The sequence below is a fragment of the Arthrobacter sp. 10T44 genome (assembly GCF_056393885.1).
Map to the genome: position 1 here is coordinate 351,811 of NZ_JBFTGT010000002.1, position 18,469 is coordinate 370,279.

Consider the following 18,469-nt stretch of genomic DNA (forward strand, 5'->3'; position numbering starts at 1 on the left):
TGCCCTCCGCTCCGGCATCGGGCCGCGCTGGCGTAAGATGGAAGGACCCGCTGAAACCCGGCGCGGACGGCCCGGAACGCCGTCGGCCGGCGCCGAGGCGGCGAGACCATTTCCGAACTGGAGGGGACCAGAGGCCCACGGGCCAACACCATGACTGAAGCAGCCAACGGCAAGGCCCGGATCAGCGCGAACGAGCGCACCGCAGGGGAATTTCCCCACTCCCTCCCAGGTCTGCGGACGGAGGTGGTCCTGTTCGACAATTCCGACCAGATGGTGCAGTCCCTGGGGAGCCATGACGAAGCCCTGCGCTTTATCGAAACCCAGTTCCCCAGCGTCGACTTCCATGTCCGCGGGAACGAGCTCTCCATCAGCGGCCCTGCCGCCGACGTGCCCAGGATTATGCGGCTGCTCAACGAGGTGCGCGGCCTGGTGGCGCGCGGCACGGTGATTACGCCGGTTGTCCTGCAGCAGCTCGTGTCGCTGTTGCGCACCCAGTCGCTGCAGAACCCGGTGGACGTTCTCACCCACAACATCCTCTCCAGCCGCGGCAAGACCATCCGGCCCAAGACCTTGAACCAGAAGAACTATGTGGATGCGATTGACGCGAACACGGTGATCTTCGGGATCGGCCCGGCCGGCACCGGCAAGACCTACCTGGCCATGGCCAAGGCGGTCCAGGCGCTGCAGCAGAAGGAAGTCAGCCGGATCATCCTGACCCGCCCGGCCGTCGAAGCGGGGGAGCGGCTCGGCTTCCTGCCCGGCACGCTCAGTGACAAGATCGATCCCTACCTGCGTCCGCTCTACGACGCCCTGCACGACATGATGGACCCCGAGTCGATCCCGCGGCTGATGGCCGCCGGCACCATCGAGGTGGCGCCGCTGGCCTACATGCGCGGACGCACGCTCAACGACGCGTTCATCATCCTGGACGAGGCCCAGAACACCACCCCCGAGCAGATGAAGATGTTCCTCACCCGGCTGGGCTTCGGCTCCAAGATGGTCGTCACCGGCGACGTCACCCAGGTGGACCTGCCGTTCGGCACCCGTTCCGGGCTGCGGATCGTCGAAGACATCCTGCAGGGGATAGAGGACGTCAATTTCTCGGTCCTGGACGCATCCGACGTCGTCCGGCACCGGCTGGTGGGCGACATCGTCAACGCGTACAGCGTCTGGGACGAGACACAAAGGAACCGGGTCAAGCATTCCGTCGCCCGGGAGAACCGGGGAGAACACGCATGAGCATCGAGGTCAACAACGAATCCGGCGTCACGGTGGACGAAGCCGAGCTGGTGGCGCTGGCCCGGTTCGTCTTTGAGCGACTCTTCATCCACCCGCAGGCGGAGCTGTCCATCCTGCTGGTCGACGAGCCCGCCATGGAGAAGCTGCACATCGAACTGATGGACGAGCCCGGGTCCACCGATGTGCTGTCCGTGCCGATGGATGAACTCACTCCCGGCACGCCGGACAAGCCCACACCGCAGGGCATGCTCGGCGACATCGCGATCTGCCCCCAGGTGGCGGAGGTGCAGGCTAAGAACGCCGGCCACTCCACCCAGGACGAGATGTTGCTGCTGACCACCCACGGCATTCTGCACCTGCTGGGCTTCGACCACGCGGAGCCGGAGGAGAAGGAAGAGATGTTCGGGCTGCAGCGCGAGCTGCTCTCCGGCTTCACCGGCAAGGACGCCCCGGCAGAGACGATTCAGTGACCCCACTGATCCTGGCCGGCATGGCGCTGGTCTTTCTCAGCTTTGCGGCTGTGTTGACCGCGGCAGAGGCCGCCTTTAATTACCTTCCCCGCCACGACGCCGAACAGGCGATCCTGCAGAGCCGCGGCACGGCGCTGAAACGGATCATGGCCCAGCCGGTGGCGCACATGCGCGCGCTGCGGTTCTGGCGGGTCTGGTTCGAGATGGCCTCCGCGGTGGCCGTGACCGTGCTGCTGAACAGCCTGCTCGGCAATGTCTGGCTCGCCGGGCTCGCCGCGACCGGCATCATGGCCCTCGTGGGCTTCGTGATCGTCGGCGTGTCTCCGCGCCAGCTGGGCCGGGTGCACTCCGCCGGCATGGTCCGTTTCTCCGCCCCGCTGATCCGCTGGCTCTGCTGGGTGCTTGGTCCGATCCCGGGCTGGCTGGTCACCCTGGGCAGTGCCGTGGCACCGGGGGCGCCTGCGGACAACGAGGCCTTTTTCAGCGAAGAGGAGTTCCGCGAACTCGTTGATCGCGCCAGCGAATCCGACGTGATCGAGGACAACGAGGCCGAGCTGATCCAGTCCGTCTTCGATTTCGGCGACACCCTGGTCCGCTCCGTGATGGTGCCCCGGACCGACATTCTCTGCATCGACTCCGGCTCCAGCCTGCACCGGGCCATGTCGCTGTTCCTCCGCTCCGGGTACTCGCGGATCCCCGTCATCGGCGAGAACACGGACCAGATCCTCGGCATCGTTTACCTCAAGGACGTCGCCGCCGTCGTCCACAACCTGGCCCCCGGCGAGGAACCCCCGGTCGTCGACGAACTGGCCCGCGAGGTCCGCTACGTGCCGGACTCCAAACCGGTCAGCGAGCTGCTCCGCGAGCTGCAGAAGGAATCCACGCACGTGGCGATTGTGATCGATGAGTACGGCGGCACCGCCGGGCTGGTCACGCTCGAGGACCTGATCGAGGAAATCGTCGGCGAGATCGTGGACGAATACGACACCGAGGCCGCGGAAGCGGTCGAATTGGGCGACGGCAGCTACCGGGTCAGCGCCCGGATGAGCATCGACGACCTCGGCGAGCTCTTCGACCTGGAGCTCGACGACGATGAGGTGGACACCGTCGGCGGCCTGCTCGCCAAGGCGCTCGGCCGGGTGCCGATCGTCGGAAGCACCGTCAGCGTCGACGGCGTCACCCTCCGGGCCGACAGGCTGGAAGGCCGCCGGAACCGCGTCAGCCACATCATTGCGGCCGCGGTGCCAAAGGAAGAAACTGACCTTGAAGATCTTCTCGACGAGGCTGAACCAACGCAACAGGGAGTTCCACGTGAGCAAGCAGAATAAGTCCGACGGCGAAGCGCCTTTCGGCGGTTACCGGGCCGGGTTCGCGGTGCTGGTGGGACGGCCGAACGCGGGGAAATCCACCCTCACCAACGCCCTGGTGGGCCAGAAGGTCGCCATCACCTCGGCGAAGCCGCAGACCACCCGGCACACCATCCGCGGCATTGTGCACCGCGACGACGCGCAGCTGATCATGGTCGACACCCCGGGCCTGCACCGCCCGCGGACCCTGCTGGGCAAGCGGCTCAACGAACTGGTCGCGGACACCCTTGCCGAGGTCGACGCGATCGGCTTCTGCCTGCCCGCCAACGAGAAGATCGGCCCCGGCGACAAGTTCATCGCCGCACAGCTCGCCGCCATCGGCAACAAGCCGGTCATTGCGATCGTGACGAAAGCCGACACGGTGGACCGCCAGGCACTGACCGAGCAGCTGCTCGCCGTCGCCGCCCTGGGCCGCGAGGTGCTGGGGGAGGACGGCTGGAAGGATATCGTTCCCGTCTCCGCGACGGACGGCTTCCAGGTCGGCACCGTCGCCGACGTGCTGATCGGCCACATGCCGCCGTCGCCGCCGCTGTACCCGGACGGACACCTGACGGACGAGCCGGAAGCGGTGATGATCGCCGAACTCATCCGCGAGGCAGCCCTGGAAGGCGTCCGCGACGAACTTCCGCACTCCCTGGCGGTTGTGGTCGATGAGATTGTTCCTCGCGAGGGCCGGCCCGAGGACCGCCCGTTCCTGGATGTCCGGGTTAATCTCTATGTCGAACGGCCGTCGCAGAAGGCAATCATCATCGGTAAGGGCGGAGCGCGGCTCCGCGACGTCGGCACCACGGCCCGCAAGGCCATCGAGGCGCTCCTCGGCGCCCGCATCTACCTGGACCTGCACGTCAAGGTCGCGAAGGACTGGCAGCGGGATCCAAAGCAGCTGGTGAAGCTGGGCTTCTAGGCCTGGACTGAACCGGCGGCGGTTACCCGCCGGGACGGACCGCGCAACAACGCAGCGGCCCCGCTCGGGCATGCCCATCGGGATTTTCCCAGTTTCGGCCACTAAAATAGGGAAACTCCCGTTCGCAAAGGAAGGCTCCACCCGTGGTTCTACCCCGTGATAACCGTGCAGACGGAACCGGCCCCCCGGTTCGGTCCCATGCGGCTGCTCGGCACGCGGAAGATCCTTCCGTCGGCCCGGCGCGCCATCTTGGCGCCGCCCGGCATATCCCCGGCTGGCTGAAGGCCACCACGATCGTTGTCTCCGTGCTGCTCGTGGGGGTCATTGCGTTCGGGGCTTACTGGCTCATCCGGTTGCAGGGCAACATCAGCACGCAGGCCCTCGGCGCCGGCAACAGCCGGACGGAGGGCGCGCCCGACGATGCCACCGGGCGAATGCAGATCCTGATCCTGGGCACGGACACCCGCGACGGCAAGAACTCGCAGTACGGTTCCAAGGACGATTCCTCCGGCTACGGCCACTCGGATGTCATGATGCTGATGGACATCTCGGCGGACAACAAGCGCGTCAGCGTCGTTAGTTTCCCGCGCGACCTGCTGGTGGACACCCCTAAGTGCAAGGACCCGAAGTCCAACAAGCAGTATCCCGCCCAGACAGGCGTCATGATCAATTCGGCGATGTCCGAAGCGGGCATCGGCTGTGCCGTGGACACCGTCAACAAGCTCACCGGCCTGGAGATCGACCACTTCATGATGGCGGACTTCAATGCCGTCAAGGAACTCTCCAACGCCGTCGGCGGTGTGGATGTCTGCATCAGCGACGCGGTCTTCGACCCGGACTCCGGGCTCCGGCTTCCCAAGGGCACGTCCAAGGTCAAGGGCGAGCAGGCTCTCTCGTTCGTTCGTACCCGCCATGCCTTCGGCGACGGCAGTGACCTCGGCCGGATCAAGGCGCAGCAGGGCTTCCTGTCCTCGCTGGTCCGCAAGATCAAGGACGACGGGACCCTGACCAACCCGGCCCGGATGCTCGGCATTGCGGACGCCATTACCAAGAACCTGACCATCGACGACGGCCTGGCCTCCGTACCGACGCTGTTGACGGTGGGGAACCGGCTGAAGAACATCGACGTCGGCAAGGTGGCGTTCGTTGCCGCCCCGACCGAGCCGGCGGTGTCCGACTCGAACCGCCTCCAACTGGCGGAACCCGCAGCCTCCGAGCTGTTTGCGGCGATGCGCAAGGACATCGACCTGACCGACCCGACGGCCAAGCCTGCGGCCACCCCCGATGCTTCCGCCAGCGCGTCGGCAAGTGCCACGCCGACGGCCAGCAAGGCCCCGGCCGCCCCGGCCTACGACAAGACGCTGCAGCCCATTGCCGTGGCCAACGGTTCCGGTAACCCGGCTCGGGGCCAGGAACTCGCGGCCGCCCTCAAGGCCGGCGGCTTCACCCAGACAAGCCAGTTCGACGCCCAGTCAGTGGCGGCCACCGCCGTCTACTACGGAGCAGATTTCGCCGACGTTGCAGCCGACGTCGCCAAACTGCTGGGCATCCGGGCGAAGCAGGTGCTCCCGGCGGCCGGTGTCACCGGCGTCCAGGTCTATGTGGGCAGCGATTACAAGAGCGGCACCAAGCAGGCGGATGCACCGGTATCGCTGCCGCCGGACATCGTCAACCAGACGGCCGGTGACACCGTCTGCCAGCAGGCGAACCCGGAGCTGATTGTCCCCTAGGACGAGGACGGGGCACGAACTGGGGGCCGGCCGAACGAAGTTAACAGGGGCGGGCCGGGTGATGATTTCMCCCGGCCCGCCCCTGCTGGCTCAGTTGCCGCCGAAGGCTGGCTACCAGATGCTGACGCGTTCCTCCGGCGCCAGCCACATGCCGTCCTGCTCGCCGGTTTCGAAGGCCGCATGGAAGGCGTCAAGGTTCTGGGCGATGTTGTTGGTGCGGAATTCGTTGGGGGAGTGCGGATCCGTGGCGAGCCGCCGGATGGCTTCCTCGCTCCGGATCACCTGCCGCCAGCTGGCCGCCCAGGAAGCGAAGAAGCGCTGGGCGCCGGTCAGCCCGTCCAGGACCGGCGCCTCCTGCCCGCCGAGGCTGATCAGGTACGCCTTGTAGGCGATGGTCAGGCCGCCAAGATCGCCGATGTTTTCGCCCAGCGTCAGCCTGCCGTTGACGTGGTGGCCTTCGGCTTCCGCGGGGGAGAGGGCATCGAACTGGGCCACCAGCCTGGAGGTCAGCGCCTCGAAGGCCGTCCGGTCGGCCTCGGTCCACCAGTTCCGGAGCAGGCCGCTGCCGTCGTACTGGGAGCCCTGGTCATCGAAGCCGTGGCCGATCTCGTGGCCGATCACGGCCCCGATGCCGCCGTAATTCACGGCGTCGTCGGCATCGGCGGTGAAGAACGGCGGCTGCAGGATGGCTGCCGGGAACACGATCTCGTTCAGCAACGGATGGTAGTAGGCATTCACGGTCTGCGGCGTCATGAGCCACTTCTCCCGGTCCACGGGCTTGCCCACCTCGTCCAGGTGCCGGTCGACGTCGGCGCTGTGGGCGCGCTCCACGTTCCCCAGCAGGTCCGCCTCGTCGATCACGACGGCGGAGTAGTCGATCCATTTGTCCGGGTAGCCGATCTTGGCCCGGAAGGAATCCAGCTTCTTCAGCGCCTCCAGCTTGGTCTCTTCGCCCATCCACGCCAGGCCGGTGATGGATTCGCGGTACGCCTCGATCAGGTTGCCGACCAGCGAACGCATGTGCGCCTTGTGGCTTTCCGGGAAGTGCCGGGCGACGTAGATCTGCCCGACGGCCTCACCCAGGGCGGCCTCGACGACGGCGACGCCACGCTTCCAGCGGTCCCGGTTGCGGGGCGTGCCGCTGAGCGTGGTGCCGTAAAAGGCGAAGTTCGCGTCCACGAACGCGGCGGACAGATACGGCGCCGCCGCGCTGACCACCCGCATGGCCAGCCATTCCTGCCAGGTGGCCAGTGGCACCGCCTGGAGCAGTTCCGCGGCTCCCGCGAAGAAGTCCGGCGTGCTGACGACGAGTTCGGAGCGCTTCTCCGGCACGATGGCGGCGGCATCGAACCAGGCGGACAGCAGCGGGAACAGCTGCGAGACCTCCTCGGCTGATTTCAAGTTGTACGTCTTCTGCGGATTGCGCAGCGTGACCTTGTCCCAGTGATGGGACGCGAGGGACGTCTCCAGGTCCACCACCCGGGCCGCGGCTGCCTCCGCGTCCGCTACCCCGGCCAGCCCGAACATGGTGCGGACATGTTCACGGTAGGCCTGGACCATCGGCGCGAACTTCTCTTCGCGGTAGTAGGACTCATCCGGCAGGCCCAGGCCGCCCTGGCCGGTGTAGAGCAGGATCCGGTCCGGGTTGCCCGCGTCCGGTGCCGGGTAAATGTAGAACAGTCCGGAGACGTCCGCGCGGAAGAGCCGTCCGGACAGCTGGACCAGTTCGGCCACCGAGCCGGTGGCGAAAACCTCGGCCAGCCGCTCCCGGATCGGCTCCGCGCCTTTGGCCTCCGCGGCGGCCTCGTCCATGAAGCTGTTGTACAGGTCGCCGATCTTGCGTTCGATACCGGTGGCTGCCTCGCCGCGGCCGGCCGCCTCCAGGATGATCTCCTTGACCGCCAGCTCCGAGCCGTCGCGCAGTGCCGTGAACGTTCCCTCCAGGGGCCGGTCGTCCGGGATGGCGGTTTTCTTCAGCCAGCCGCCATTGAAATGCCGGTACAGGTCGTCCTGGGGGCGGACGCCGTCGTCGATGGTGGACTTGTCGATCCCGGAAAGCGGCACTGATGCTCCTTCGAGTGGGAGGCTGAACCGGGCCTGGGACCGGCACAGCGTCTGCATGGTGGACGTTACGGAGGTATGGCTCCTTCATCTTACGCACCCGTGTTACTGTGAAAACGTGCGCGCAGAACTGCTCCTTCTTAGCTGCCGCGGCGGGGCCTCAGACGCGATCTAGCGCAAGGCCAAACCTCGTTGCGGAGTTTGTGTTGCCCGGCCACCCTTTCACCAAGAACCACAGAAAAGGCCCCGATAGTAATGCGAAACGCACAGCAGCCCTCAGGAATGCCGGTCCACCGCTACGTCCCGTTCCAGGACCTGATTACGGTCGAACTGCCGGACCGCACCTGGCCCGACAAGGTCATCACCAAGGCCCCGCGCTGGTGCGCGGTCGACCTGCGTGATGGCAACCAGGCACTGATCGACCCGATGAGCCCGGCCCGCAAGATGAAGATGTTCGATCTGCTGGTCCGGATGGGCTACAAGGAGATCGAAGTCGGCTTCCCTTCGGCCTCGCAGACGGACTTCGACTTCGTTCGCCAGCTGATCGAGGGCAACCACATCCCGGACGACGTTACGATCCAGGTCCTGACCCAGGCCCGCGAGCATCTGATCGAGCGGACCTACGAGTCCCTGGTCGGCGCCAAGCAGGCCATCGTGCACCTCTACAATTCGACGTCGGTCCTGCAGCGCCGCGTCGTGTTCAACCAGGACGAGGACGGAATCCTCGACATCGCCCTGCAGGGTGCCCGGCTGTGCAAGAAGTACGAGGAAACCCTCGAAGACACCCACATCACCTACGAGTACTCCCCGGAGTCCTTCACGGGCACCGAGCTCGCCTACGCCGTGCGCGTCTGCAACGCCGTCGCCGACGTCTTCGAAGCATCCGCCGACCGCCAGGTGATCATCAACCTGCCGGCCACGGTGGAGATGGCCACCCCCAATGTGTACGCCGATTCGATCGAATGGATGAGCCGGCACCTGCACCCGCGCGAAGGAATCATCCTCTCCCTGCACCCGCACAACGACCGCGGTACCGGCGTCGCGGCGGCCGAGCTGGGCTACCTGGCCGGTGCCGACCGGATCGAGGGCTGCCTGTTCGGCAACGGCGAACGTACCGGCAACGTCGACCTGGTCACGCTGGGCCTGAACATGTTCGTCCAGGGCATCGACCCGATGATCGACTTCTCCGACATCGACGACGTCCGCCGAACGGTGGAGTACTGCAACCAGTTGCCCGTCGCGGAGCGTTCACCCTACGGCGGTGACCTGGTTTTCACAGCCTTCTCCGGCTCGCACCAGGACGCCATCAAGAAGGGCCTGGAAGCCCTGGAGAAGGACGCCGCCGCCGCCGGCAAGGACGTCGCGGACTACGCCTGGCAGGTGCCCTACCTGCCGGTCGATCCGAAGGACCTCGGCCGCAGCTACGAGGCCGTGATCCGGGTCAACTCGCAGTCCGGCAAGGGCGGCGTGGCTTACCTGCTCAAGAACGAGCACAACCTGGACCTGCCGCGCCGCGCGCAGATCGAGTTCTCCGGTGTCATCCAGCGCCGAACCGACACGGTGGGCGGCGAAGTCAGCGGCGCCCAGCTGTGGCAGCTGTTCCAGGACGAATACCTGCCTTCCGCCGCGGCCGAAGCCCAGTGGGGCCGCTATGCGCTCGGCGCGGTCAGCACCGAGTCCGACGAGGACGGCACCATGACGCTGACCGCCGCTCTCAAGGTGGACGGCAAGCAGCTCCGCCGCACCGGGGTGGGCAACGGCCCGATCGCGGCCCTGCTGAGCATCCTGCGCGAGGACGGCGTTGACGTCCGCGTGCTGGACTACAGCGAGCACGCACTGTCCGAGGGCGGCAGCGCCCAGGCCGCGGCCTACGTTGAATGCGCCGTGGGGGAGCGGGTGCTGTGGGGCGTCGGCATCGACGCCAACACGTCGATGGCCTCGCTCAAGGCCGTCATCTCCGCCGTTAACCGCGCCATCCGGGACGCCCGCGCCTAGGCCATTCGGGAACAGCACTGCGCCGTCGGAGTCTCCGGCGGCGCAGTGCTGTTTTCCCAATGGCGGAGATTCCCGAAAGTCAGTGCGAAGATTAACTGTGGCCCAACCTTCCTCCTTTGCTGCCCGCGCGTACCGCGACGACGCCGTGGTCCTGCGCACCCATAAGCTCGGCGAGGCGGACCGCATCATCACCCTGCTGACCAAGCACCACGGGCAGGTCCGTGCGGTCGCCAAGGGCGTGCGCCGCACCAGCAGCCGATTCGGCGCCAGGCTGGAGCCGTTCATGGTCGCGGACCTCCAGCTCATCTCCGGCCGCACCCTGGACGTGGTCACGCAGGCCGTCGCCAAGGGCGCCTACGGCTCCAGTATCGCGGCCGACTACGGCCGCTACACCGTCGCCGCCGCGATGACCGAAACCGCGGAAAAGCTCACCGACGTCGACGGCGAAGCGGGAACCGCCCAGTACAACCTGCTGGTCGGGGCGCTGGCTTCCTTGAGCCGCGGCGACCATGCCCCGGAACTCATCCTGGACTCCTACCTGCTCCGCGCCCTCTCCACCGGCGGTTGGGCACCCAGCTTCACCGAATGCGCCCGCTGCGGCGCTCCGGGCCCGCACACCGCGTTCTCCGCCCCGCTGGGCGGCATGGTCTGCGGGGAGTGCCGGCCACCGGGTTCACCCGCGCCGGCTACGGAGACTGTGCTGCTGCTGGGTGCGCTGCTGACCGGGAACTGGACGGCCGCGGATGCGTCCGCAACCATCCACCGCCGGGAGGCCGCCGGCCTGGTGGCGAGCTACCTGCAGTGGCATTTGGAACGTGTCCTGAAATCCCTCAAACATGTGGAGCGAACCTAACCGTGGCCCTAGGCAAGAAAACTCCAGGCAGCAAGAAGAACCCCGTCCGACAGCGCAGCTCCGAAGTGGTGGCGCCCTACCCGCATCCCTCCGGTGCCGTGCCGCCCGCCATCCCTGCCGAGTTCATTCCCCGGCACGTCGCGATCGTGATGGACGGAAACGGCCGCTGGGCGAACCAGCGTGGACTGCCCCGGATCGAAGGCCACAAGGCGGGGGAACCGGCCCTGCTGGACGTCATGGCCGGGGCAATCGAACTGGGCATTGAGCACGTCAGCGTCTATGCATTCTCCACCGAAAACTGGCGCCGTTCACCCGAGGAAGTCCGCTTCCTGATGGGATTTAACAAGGATGTGCTGCGACGGCAGCGCAACCAGCTGGATGAGTGGGGCGTGAGGATCCGCTGGTCCGGCCGGCGGCCCAAACTCTGGGGGTCGGTGATCCGGGAGCTAGAAGAGGCCGAGGAGTTCACCCGCGGCAACAGCACCTGCACTTTGAACATGTGTGTTAACTACGGCGGCCGGGCGGAGATCACCGACGCAGTCTCAGCCATCGCCGAGGAGGTGGCCGCAGGCCGGCTCAGGCCAGGCGCTATCACCGAACGGACCATCCAAAAGTACCTGGACGAACCGGACCTGCCGGACGTCGACCTGTTCCTGCGCAGCTCGGGTGAGCAGCGGCTCTCCAACTTCATGCTCTGGCAGTCGGCCTACGCCGAATTCGTCTTCCTGGACACGCTGTGGCCGGATGTGGACCGCCGCACCCTCTGGGACGCCGTGGAGATTTACGCGCAGCGGGACCGCCGCTACGGCGGCGCGGTGGACGCCGCCGCCCCCGTCACCCCAGCCTGACCCCGGTAGCCGGCGCGGCGGCCAGCCACGTCGCCGGCCACGCCGCCTGCCACGCTGGCCCGTTCCAGCGCAGTCAGCCTGGGTAGAGGCTCAGCCAGAGCAGGAGGTCGTCGTAGGCCTCCTGCCGCACCGTGCGGCGGGAGAGAAAGACGTCGTGGATGGCGCCCGGGTAACGGAAGACGGCAGCCCTGCGGCCCAGCCCCAGCGCCCGGCGGGCAGTTTCCTCGACGTCGATCACGGCGTCGACGTCCATCAGCACGTCGCTCCATTCGGCCTGGATGTGGGTGCGCCCGGAAAGCATCACCAGTACCGGCGAGGTGATGTCCAGCCGCCGCTGCACGGCCGCATGGCCGGCGAGGACAGCCTTCGTCCAACCCGGACGGATCGGGAAGGACGCCCGTGGCCGCCACTCGGGATCCACGTCCCATTCGCCGTGCGCTGAGCCGCTGACGCTGTCCCAGTAGCCGGGCATGCTGGGCAGCAGCAACGGCCGCCGCGGGTCGGTGCGCGCCAGTGGTTCCACCAACTGCATGGCGATGTTTCGGATCAGGCTGCTGCCCTGCAGTTCCAGCCATGGCGCGTTCAGGACCAGGGTGCCCAGTACTCCCGGATTCCGGTCAGCCCACAGTGCCGCGACGAGGCCGCCGAGGGAATGCGCGAGCAGGTGGACCGTCGGCCGCCCGGCGCTGCCGGTCCGGGTGGCCACATCGGCGGTGACGGCGGCAAGCGCAGCGGCGAGGTCCTCGTCATAGACCGTCAGGTCGGTGGTGTAGCCGGGGGTCTGCCAGCTGCGCAGGCTGCGCCCGAACTTCCGCAGGTCCAGGGCGTAGAAGTGGAACCCAGCAGCCACGATTTGCTCAGCGAGTTCCGCCTGCAGGAAGTAGTCGGCCCAGCCGTGCAGGTAGAGGACCACTTTCTCCGGCGCCCGGGTCCCGGGGGCGTCCGGCGGGCCATCAGCTGCACCGCCGTTGCTGGCATGGCGAACGAGGGTGGCAACGACGGGTCCTTCATCGTCCGGCGGCAGTTCCAGCTCCAGGGACTCGAAACGGTGTCCCAGTACATCCCGGCGCCACCGCGGTGGCGCCGCTGGACCCCTCACGCGGGGCCGCCGTCGTCCAGAACGTAGGCGCGGATCCAGCGGGCGAGCCGCGCATACGCGTCCGCGCGGACCCGCGGCGCCGAGAGGAAGACGTCGTGCAGGGCACCGTCGATCCGTTCCAGGGTCACGGTGCGGCCCAGGCTCAGGGCGCGCAGGGCAATGGTGTTGACATCCAGGACGGCGTCGGTGCGCCGCATGGACTCCTTCCAGAACATTCCGTTGGCGCTGGCCCCGGAGATCATCACGAGGATGGGAACGTCGATGTTCAGCCCCCGGGCCACCTGGGACTGGCCGGCCAGCACGGCGCTGAGCCAGCCCGCCCGCACCGGGAAGGCCCGGGGCGGGCGGTAGTTGTCATCCAGCACCCATTCGCCCTCGGCGGCGCTGCTGATGCTGCGCCAGTAGAAGGCGCGCTCGGGAAGCCGGATCACGGATTCGGGCCGGAACCGGGCCAGCGGCTCCAGCATGGTCCGCGCGGCGCGGCGGACCGCCGGGCTGCCATGCATTTCCAGCCACGGGCTGTCGAGGACCAGTTGGGCGGCGCGGCCCGGATGCCGGCTCACCCAGAGCGCCGCGATGAGCCCGCCGGTGGAGTGTCCCATCAAGGTGACCCGCGGGGGAGGGGACCCCATGGGGGCCAGGGATTCGATGATGCCGATCGCCGCCGTGATCTCGGCGTCGTAGTCGGCAAGGTCGGCGACGTAGCCGCCGTGCGCACCGTACTGCAGGCTTCGGCCGTGGTTGTGCATGTCCAGTGCGAAGAACCCGAAGCCGTGGCCGGTCCAGAACTCGGCGAGCTCCTCGTTGAAGAAGTAGTCGCTCCAGCCGTGCAGGAAGAGGACGGCCCGCCGGGGAGCCTTGCCGGCTCCGGTCGAAGGGATGTGCCGGACCAGGGTGGCCGTGCGTTCGACCCCGTCCGGGCCGGCCGCCTTGAAAGCGCACGCCGCGAAGTCCTCACCCAGGATGTCGGTCTGCCAGTCCATCGGATCCTCCCGCTCTGCCGGCTACAGGGCCGAGGCCGCGGCGCGGCCTGCCGCGCGGCCAGAGAACAGGCACCCGCCCAGGAAGGTGCCCTCCAGGGAGCGGTACCCGTGGATGCCGCCACCGCCGAAGCCGGCCGCCTCGCCGGCCGCGTAGAGTCCGGCGACCGGCCGGCCGGCGGCGTCCAGGACCCGGGAATGCAGGTCGGTGTGGATCCCGCCGAGGCTTTTGCGGGTCAGGACGGAGAGGCGGACCGCCAGCAGGGGCCCGTGCCGGGGGTCCAGCATCCGGTGTGGCGGGGCCACCCGCATGATCCTGTCGGTGGTGAAGCGGCGGGCGGCGCGGATCGCGGCAAGCTGCGGGTCCTTGCCCAGCCCGCTCGCGAACTGCCGGTCCCGGGACCGGACCAGCCGGTCCAGCCCGGCGGCGTCGATGAGCGGGGTCCCGGTGAGCCCGTTCATTTTCGCGGCAAGCTCCGTCGGAGTGCCTGCCTGCAGGAAATCCACGCCCCGGTCCAGGAACCGCTGCAGCGGACTGTCCGCGGAAGGTTTCAGCCGGGCGGCGAGCAGGCGCACGTCCTTCCCGGTCAGGTCCGGGTTCTGCTCCGAGCCGGAGAGCGCGAACTCCTTCAGCGCGATGGTCTTGTTCAACACGAACCACGAGTGGGTGTGCCCGGTTCCGAGGATGTGCCGCAGCGCGCCGAGCGAGTCGAAGCCGGGGAACAGCGGTGCCGGGAGCATCTTGCCGGTGGCGTCGAGCCAGAGCGCCGAGGGCCCGGGCAGGATCCGGATGCCGTGCTGCGGCCAGACCGGGCTGTGGTTCTGGATGCCTTCCGGGTAGTGCCACATCCGGTCGCCGTTGATCAGCCGGCCGCCGGCACGGTCCACAGCGACCAGGAAGTCGCCGTCCACCGAGGCCGGCACGCCGCTCAGCATGGACGCCGGGGCGCCGCCGCCGGGCCACTGCCGCCGGACCGCGCCGTGGTTGCCGCCGATGCCGCCGCTGGTGACGATGACGGTTCCGGCGGAGGCCTCGAACGCGCCGGCGGCGATGCGGGAGGACTGCTCGCCCCGCGCAGCGCTGCTGGCCTCCAGGATCTCGCCGTGCACGCCGCTGAGCCGGCCCGCCGTCGTCGTCAACTCGGTGGCGCGGTGCCGGAAGTGGAAGGAGACGCGCCCTGCAGCCACGCCCTCGCGGAGTTTGGCGAGGAAGGGCGCGACCAGTGCCGGGCCGGTGCCCCAGGCGACGTGGAAGCGCGGCACCGTGTTGCCGTGGCCGTCCGGGCCGTAGCCGCCGCGCTCGGCCCACTGCACGAGCGGAAAGAGCCGGACGCCGAGCGAGGCGAGCCAGGCGCGCTTCTCACCCGCCGCGAAGTTCACGTAGGCCTCGGCCCACTCCCGGGCGAGGGCGTCTTCGGGGCGGTCGAAGGCGGCGGAAGACAGCCAGTCGGCGAGGGCCAGCTCGGCACTGTCCCGGACGCCCAGCCGGCGCTGCTCCGGGGTGTTGACCAGGAACAGGCCGCCAAAGGACCAGTGCGCCTGCCCGCCGGCCGAAGCCTCCGGCTCCTGGTCCAGGACAGCCACCCGGCGGCCAGCGGCGTACGCTTCCGCCGCGGCCACCAGGCCGGCGAGGCCTGCCCCGACAACGACGACGTCGGCCTCGATCCGGGTGCCGGGCGTCGCCGGCACGCTGCTGTGGACTGCACCCTCGCTGGTCATGGCTTCATGCTAGCGCCCGCGGGGGTACGGTTTGCCCGGCATTTTGGTTTGCGCGGCCGGAACCGGAAAACTAGGGGTATGCGCGTATATCCCACCTTCTTCCGGCTCGCCTTCTCCTGGATGGACGCCGAGCGCGCCCACAAGATCGGTTTTCTAGGCATCCGGCTGGCCAACCGCTGCGGCGCCGGCCGCGTGCTGCAACGGTTCACGGCGCCGTCCGCAGCGCTGTGGACCGAGGCATTCGGCTTGACCTTCCCCTCGCCCTTCGGGCTGGCCGCGGGTTTCGACAAGGAGGGCCACGGGATCGAAGCGCTGACCGACCTTGGCTTCGGGCACATCGAAGTGGGCACCATCACCGGGCAGGCCCAGCCGGGCAACCCGGCGCCGCGGCTGTTCCGCCTGATCGAGGACCGCGCCGTGATCAACCGGATGGGCTTCAACAACGACGGTGCCGCGGCCGTGGCGCCCAGGCTCCGTTCCGCCCGGGCTGCCCTGCAGCGCCGCTATCCCGGGGTCCGCCCGGTGATCGGTGTGAATATCGGCAAGAGCAAGGTGGTGGAGCTTGAGGATGCCGTGGAGGACTACCTGATCAGTGCCCGCAGCCTGGCCCCGGCCGCCGACTACCTGGTGGTCAACGTCAGTTCCCCGAACACCCCGGGCCTGCGGTTGCTGCAGGATGTCAGCACCCTGCGCCCGCTGCTGGCCGCGGTGGGGGAGGCCGCGGACAACGCCGCCGGCCGGCACGTGCCTCTGCTGGTGAAGATCGCCCCGGATCTCAGCGACGAGGACATCGACGACGTCGCCAGGCTGGCGCTGGACCTGAAGCTGGACGGCATCATCGCCACCAACACCACCATCGCCCGCGCCGGACTGGTCTCCAGCCCGGAACAGATTGAGGCGTGCGGCGCCGGGGGCCTCTCCGGTGCCCCGCTCCGGAAGCGATCACTGGAAGTCCTGGCCCGGCTCCAGGCCGCGACCGGCGGGGCCATCACGCTGGTTTCGGTCGGCGGGGTCGAGACCGCACAGGACGTCCGGGACCGGCTTGAGGCCGGCGCCACCCTGGTGCAGGGCTACACTGCGTTCCTGTACGAGGGTCCCTTCTGGGCGGCGAAGATCAACCGCGAGCTGGCGAAGCGGCCGGCCCGCCGCTAACCGGCGGTCTCCTCCCGCCAGGGCGGGCTCCCACCCAGCACGCCCGCGCGGATTCCGGAAACGCGAAAGCCCCCGGCAGTCCAACTGCCGGGGGCTTTTCGATGGCCGGATTCAGGCGGGGAAGTCGCCGCGCTTGACCTGGGGCTTGGGAAGGCGGAGGCGGCGGAACTGCAGGGATCGCATGGAGCCGTACCAGACGGTGCCCCGCTCCACCTCGCCGAACTTCTCGGCCAGACGCTTCTTGAGCTTCCGGGACAGGATGAAGACGTCCACGAAGACGGCAAGGAACATGACCCAGAAACCGCCGAGGACGTAGATCATCTGATCGCTGCTCGCCGGGACCAGCAGGGAGATGATCACGAAGACCAGGGCGCCGAACATCAGGTATTCGCCAAGGCTGAAACGGGCGTCCACGTAGTCGCGGGCGAAGCGCTTCTGCGGGCCCTTGTCACGCAGCGGCAGGAACTTCTCGTCACCGGTATCCATGGCCTGGCGCATCTTGAGGCGCTGGTCCGCGATCGCCGTGCGCTCGGCCGCCCGGGAGGCCTTGCGGTCCTCCGGAACCAAGGGGCGCTTGCGGGCAGCCACCTGGGCGCTCCGCTTGGGCGTGGGTGCGCCCTTGCCGATGGCGGCGTCCCGGGCTGCTGCCTCGGCCACCTGCTGGTCAACTACGTCCTGCGCCAGGGGCGCTTCCTTTTTACGTCCAAACACCCCTACAGAATACCCTGCGGCGGCTCGCCCGAGACCCAGCCCACACCGGACCGGGGCGGCGGTGATCCCAGCCGTAAATCGCGCCGGTTTCAGCGCCGGGGTAAACGTCTCCCGGGCCGCCGCAGAGCCGCCGCGGGAGCGCCGTGGCGCATTTGTCGTGATGCCGGACACGGGTAGTGTTTTGGCCATGACTTCATCACCCGCGGGGACCCCGCAGCCCTCAGCCGGCGGCTCCATCAATGCCGCCGCCCTCCGTCAGGCCGTTACCGAGTCCTTTGACGCCACCGTCGAGCAGTTGAAGGCGCTCGTAGCGATCCCGGGCATCGCCTGGCCCAGCTTCGATCCTGCTCCGCTGAATGCCAGCGCCGACGCCGTCGCCGAACTGGTCCGCGGCAGCGGCTTCGAGGACGTCCGGATCCTGCGCTGCGACAAGGAGGATGGCACCCCGGGCGGGCCGGCCGTCGTCGCACGCCGCCCCGCCGCAGCCGGCAAGCCCACCATCCTGCTCTACGCCCACCACGACGTTCAGCCGACCGGCGACCTCGCGCTCTGGGAGACCGAGCCGTTCACCGCCGTCGAACGCGACGGCCGCCTCTACGGCCGCGGTGCCGCGGATGACAAGGCAGGGATCCTGGCCCACGTCGCCGCCTACTCCGCGGTGACCCGGGTGCTGGGGGAGGAGCTGGGCCTGGGCGTGACCTTCTTCTTCGAAGGTGAGGAAGAAGCAGGCTCACCCACCTTCCGTTCGTTCCTCGAAACCCACCAGGAACTGCTGCGCTCCGACGTGATCGTCGTCGCCGACTCGTCCAACTGGAAGGTCGGCATCCCGGCCCTCACCACCAGCCTGCGCGGCCTGGTGGACGGCACCATTGAGGTCAAGGTACTGGACCACGCGGTCCACTCCGGGATGTTCGGCGGCCCGGTCCTTGACGCCCCGACGCTGCTGGCGCGGCTGATTGCCACCCTGCACGACGACGAAGGCAGCGTGGCGATCGAGGGCCTTGTCAGCCGCGACGACGCCGAAGTGGACCTCACCGAGGAGGAGTACCGCAAGGACGCTTCCGTGCTCGACGGCGTCAAGCTCGCCGGCACCGGGAGCATCGCCTCGCGCATGTGGACCAAGCCCGCGCTGTCCATCATCGGTTTCGACGCCCCAGCCGTGGACGTTGCCTCCAACACCCTGCTGCCGCGGGCCCGCGCCAAGTTCAGCCTGCGGCTGGCCCCCGGCCAGGACCCGGCCGAGGCCATGGAAGCGGTCCGCCGGCACGTTGAATCCCACGCGCCGTTCGGCGCCGAGGTGGTGTTCACCCCGGGGGAGAGCGGCAACGCCTTCCTCACGGA

15 protein-coding genes and 1 pseudogene are annotated in these 18,469 nt (G+C 68.3%); 10 read left to right on the forward strand and 6 right to left on the reverse strand.

Annotation, left to right across the window (positions count from 1 at the left end; all coding sequences use genetic code 11):
• Positions 1 to 150 precede the first annotated feature (150 nt).
• The 5 genes from AC1DBL_RS06135 to AC1DBL_RS06155 all read left to right on the forward strand — a co-directional run bounded on the left by AC1DBL_RS06135 (position 151) and on the right by AC1DBL_RS06155 (position 5,710).
• Positions 151 to 1,239: a PhoH family protein gene (locus AC1DBL_RS06135; RefSeq protein WP_476892487.1), complete on the forward strand. Its 1,089-nt coding sequence runs from the start codon at positions 151 to 153 to the stop codon at positions 1,237 to 1,239.
• Complete coding sequence (ybeY, locus tag AC1DBL_RS06140) at positions 1,236 to 1,709, forward strand: rRNA maturation RNase YbeY (protein WP_175321062.1); 474 nt, start codon at positions 1,236 to 1,238, stop codon at positions 1,707 to 1,709. Before AC1DBL_RS06135 ends, ybeY begins: the two co-directional genes overlap by 4 nt.
• Entirely contained in the window at positions 1,706 to 3,037 is a 1,332-nt protein-coding gene (locus AC1DBL_RS06145) for a hemolysin family protein (protein ID WP_441417748.1), read from the forward strand. Before ybeY ends, AC1DBL_RS06145 begins: the two co-directional genes overlap by 4 nt.
• Entirely contained in the window at positions 3,021 to 3,980 is a 960-nt protein-coding gene (gene era / locus AC1DBL_RS06150) for a GTPase Era (protein WP_175321064.1), read from the forward strand. Before AC1DBL_RS06145 ends, era begins: the two co-directional genes overlap by 17 nt.
• Positions 3,981 to 4,123: 143 nt before the next feature.
• Positions 4,124 to 5,710: an LCP family protein gene (locus AC1DBL_RS06155; protein ID WP_476892488.1), complete on the forward strand. Its 1,587-nt coding sequence runs from the start codon at positions 4,124 to 4,126 to the stop codon at positions 5,708 to 5,710.
• 111 nt (positions 5,711 to 5,821) lie between these two features.
• Here the strand turns inward: AC1DBL_RS06155 and AC1DBL_RS06160 are convergent, their stop codons facing one another.
• Positions 5,822 to 7,774 (reverse strand): M13 family metallopeptidase, encoded by a 1,953-nt coding sequence (locus AC1DBL_RS06160; RefSeq protein WP_441417750.1) that lies wholly within the window; start codon positions 7,772 to 7,774, stop codon positions 5,822 to 5,824.
• A gap of 252 nt (positions 7,775 to 8,026) precedes the next feature.
• On the opposite strand from AC1DBL_RS06160, the gene leuA reads away from it, so the two are divergent.
• The 3 genes from leuA (at position 8,027) to AC1DBL_RS06175 (ending at position 11,467) form a co-directional block, all read left to right on the forward strand.
• Positions 8,027 to 9,766: a 2-isopropylmalate synthase gene (gene leuA / locus AC1DBL_RS06165; RefSeq protein ID WP_476892490.1), complete on the forward strand. Its 1,740-nt coding sequence runs from the start codon at positions 8,027 to 8,029 to the stop codon at positions 9,764 to 9,766.
• A 97-nt stretch (positions 9,767 to 9,863) separates the two neighbouring features.
• Complete coding sequence (recO, locus tag AC1DBL_RS06170; RefSeq protein WP_441417752.1) at positions 9,864 to 10,619, forward strand: DNA repair protein RecO; 756 nt, start codon at positions 9,864 to 9,866, stop codon at positions 10,617 to 10,619.
• Positions 10,620 to 10,621: 2 nt separating this feature from the next.
• Positions 10,622 to 11,467, forward strand: coding sequence for an isoprenyl transferase (locus tag AC1DBL_RS06175; protein ID WP_441417753.1), 846 nt, complete (start codon positions 10,622 to 10,624; stop codon positions 11,465 to 11,467).
• A gap of 73 nt (positions 11,468 to 11,540) precedes the next feature.
• Here the strand turns inward: AC1DBL_RS06175 and AC1DBL_RS06180 are convergent, their stop codons facing one another.
• Genes AC1DBL_RS06180 through AC1DBL_RS06190 form a run of 3 tightly spaced genes read right to left on the reverse strand, consistent with a single transcriptional unit; the run spans position 11,541 to position 15,265 of the window.
• Positions 11,541 to 12,566 (reverse strand): alpha/beta hydrolase, encoded by a 1,026-nt coding sequence (locus AC1DBL_RS06180; protein ID WP_476892491.1) that lies wholly within the window; start codon positions 12,564 to 12,566, stop codon positions 11,541 to 11,543.
• A complete protein-coding gene (locus AC1DBL_RS06185) occupies positions 12,563 to 13,549 on the reverse strand; it encodes an alpha/beta hydrolase (RefSeq protein WP_476892492.1) in 987 nt (328 codons plus the stop codon). The genes AC1DBL_RS06180 and AC1DBL_RS06185 overlap by 4 nt, the downstream gene beginning before the upstream one ends.
• Positions 13,550 to 13,570: 21 nt before the next feature.
• A complete protein-coding gene (locus AC1DBL_RS06190) occupies positions 13,571 to 15,265 on the reverse strand; it encodes an FAD-binding dehydrogenase (protein ID WP_476925691.1) in 1,695 nt (564 codons plus the stop codon).
• 78 nt (positions 15,266 to 15,343) lie between these two features.
• On the opposite strand from AC1DBL_RS06190, the gene AC1DBL_RS06195 reads away from it, so the two are divergent.
• Complete coding sequence (locus AC1DBL_RS06195; protein ID WP_476925692.1) at positions 15,344 to 16,417, forward strand: quinone-dependent dihydroorotate dehydrogenase; 1,074 nt, start codon at positions 15,344 to 15,346, stop codon at positions 16,415 to 16,417.
• 111 nt (positions 16,418 to 16,528) lie between these two features.
• On the opposite strand, the gene AC1DBL_RS06200 is transcribed toward AC1DBL_RS06195, so the two are convergent.
• On the reverse strand, positions 16,529 to 17,128 hold the full coding sequence (locus tag AC1DBL_RS06200; protein WP_476892495.1) for a DUF3043 domain-containing protein: 600 nt from the start codon (positions 17,126 to 17,128) through the stop codon (positions 16,529 to 16,531).
• 220 nt (positions 17,129 to 17,348) lie between these two features.
• Positions 17,349 to 17,768 (reverse strand): hypothetical protein, encoded by a 420-nt coding sequence (locus AC1DBL_RS06205; RefSeq protein WP_476892496.1) that lies wholly within the window; start codon positions 17,766 to 17,768, stop codon positions 17,349 to 17,351.
• A 216-nt stretch (positions 17,769 to 17,984) separates the two neighbouring features.
• Here AC1DBL_RS06205 and AC1DBL_RS06210 point away from each other — a divergent pair.
• Positions 17,985 to 18,353: pseudogene (locus AC1DBL_RS06210) on the forward strand (peptidase dimerization domain-containing protein); the annotation flags it as partial.
• Positions 18,354 to 18,469 lie beyond the last annotated feature (116 nt).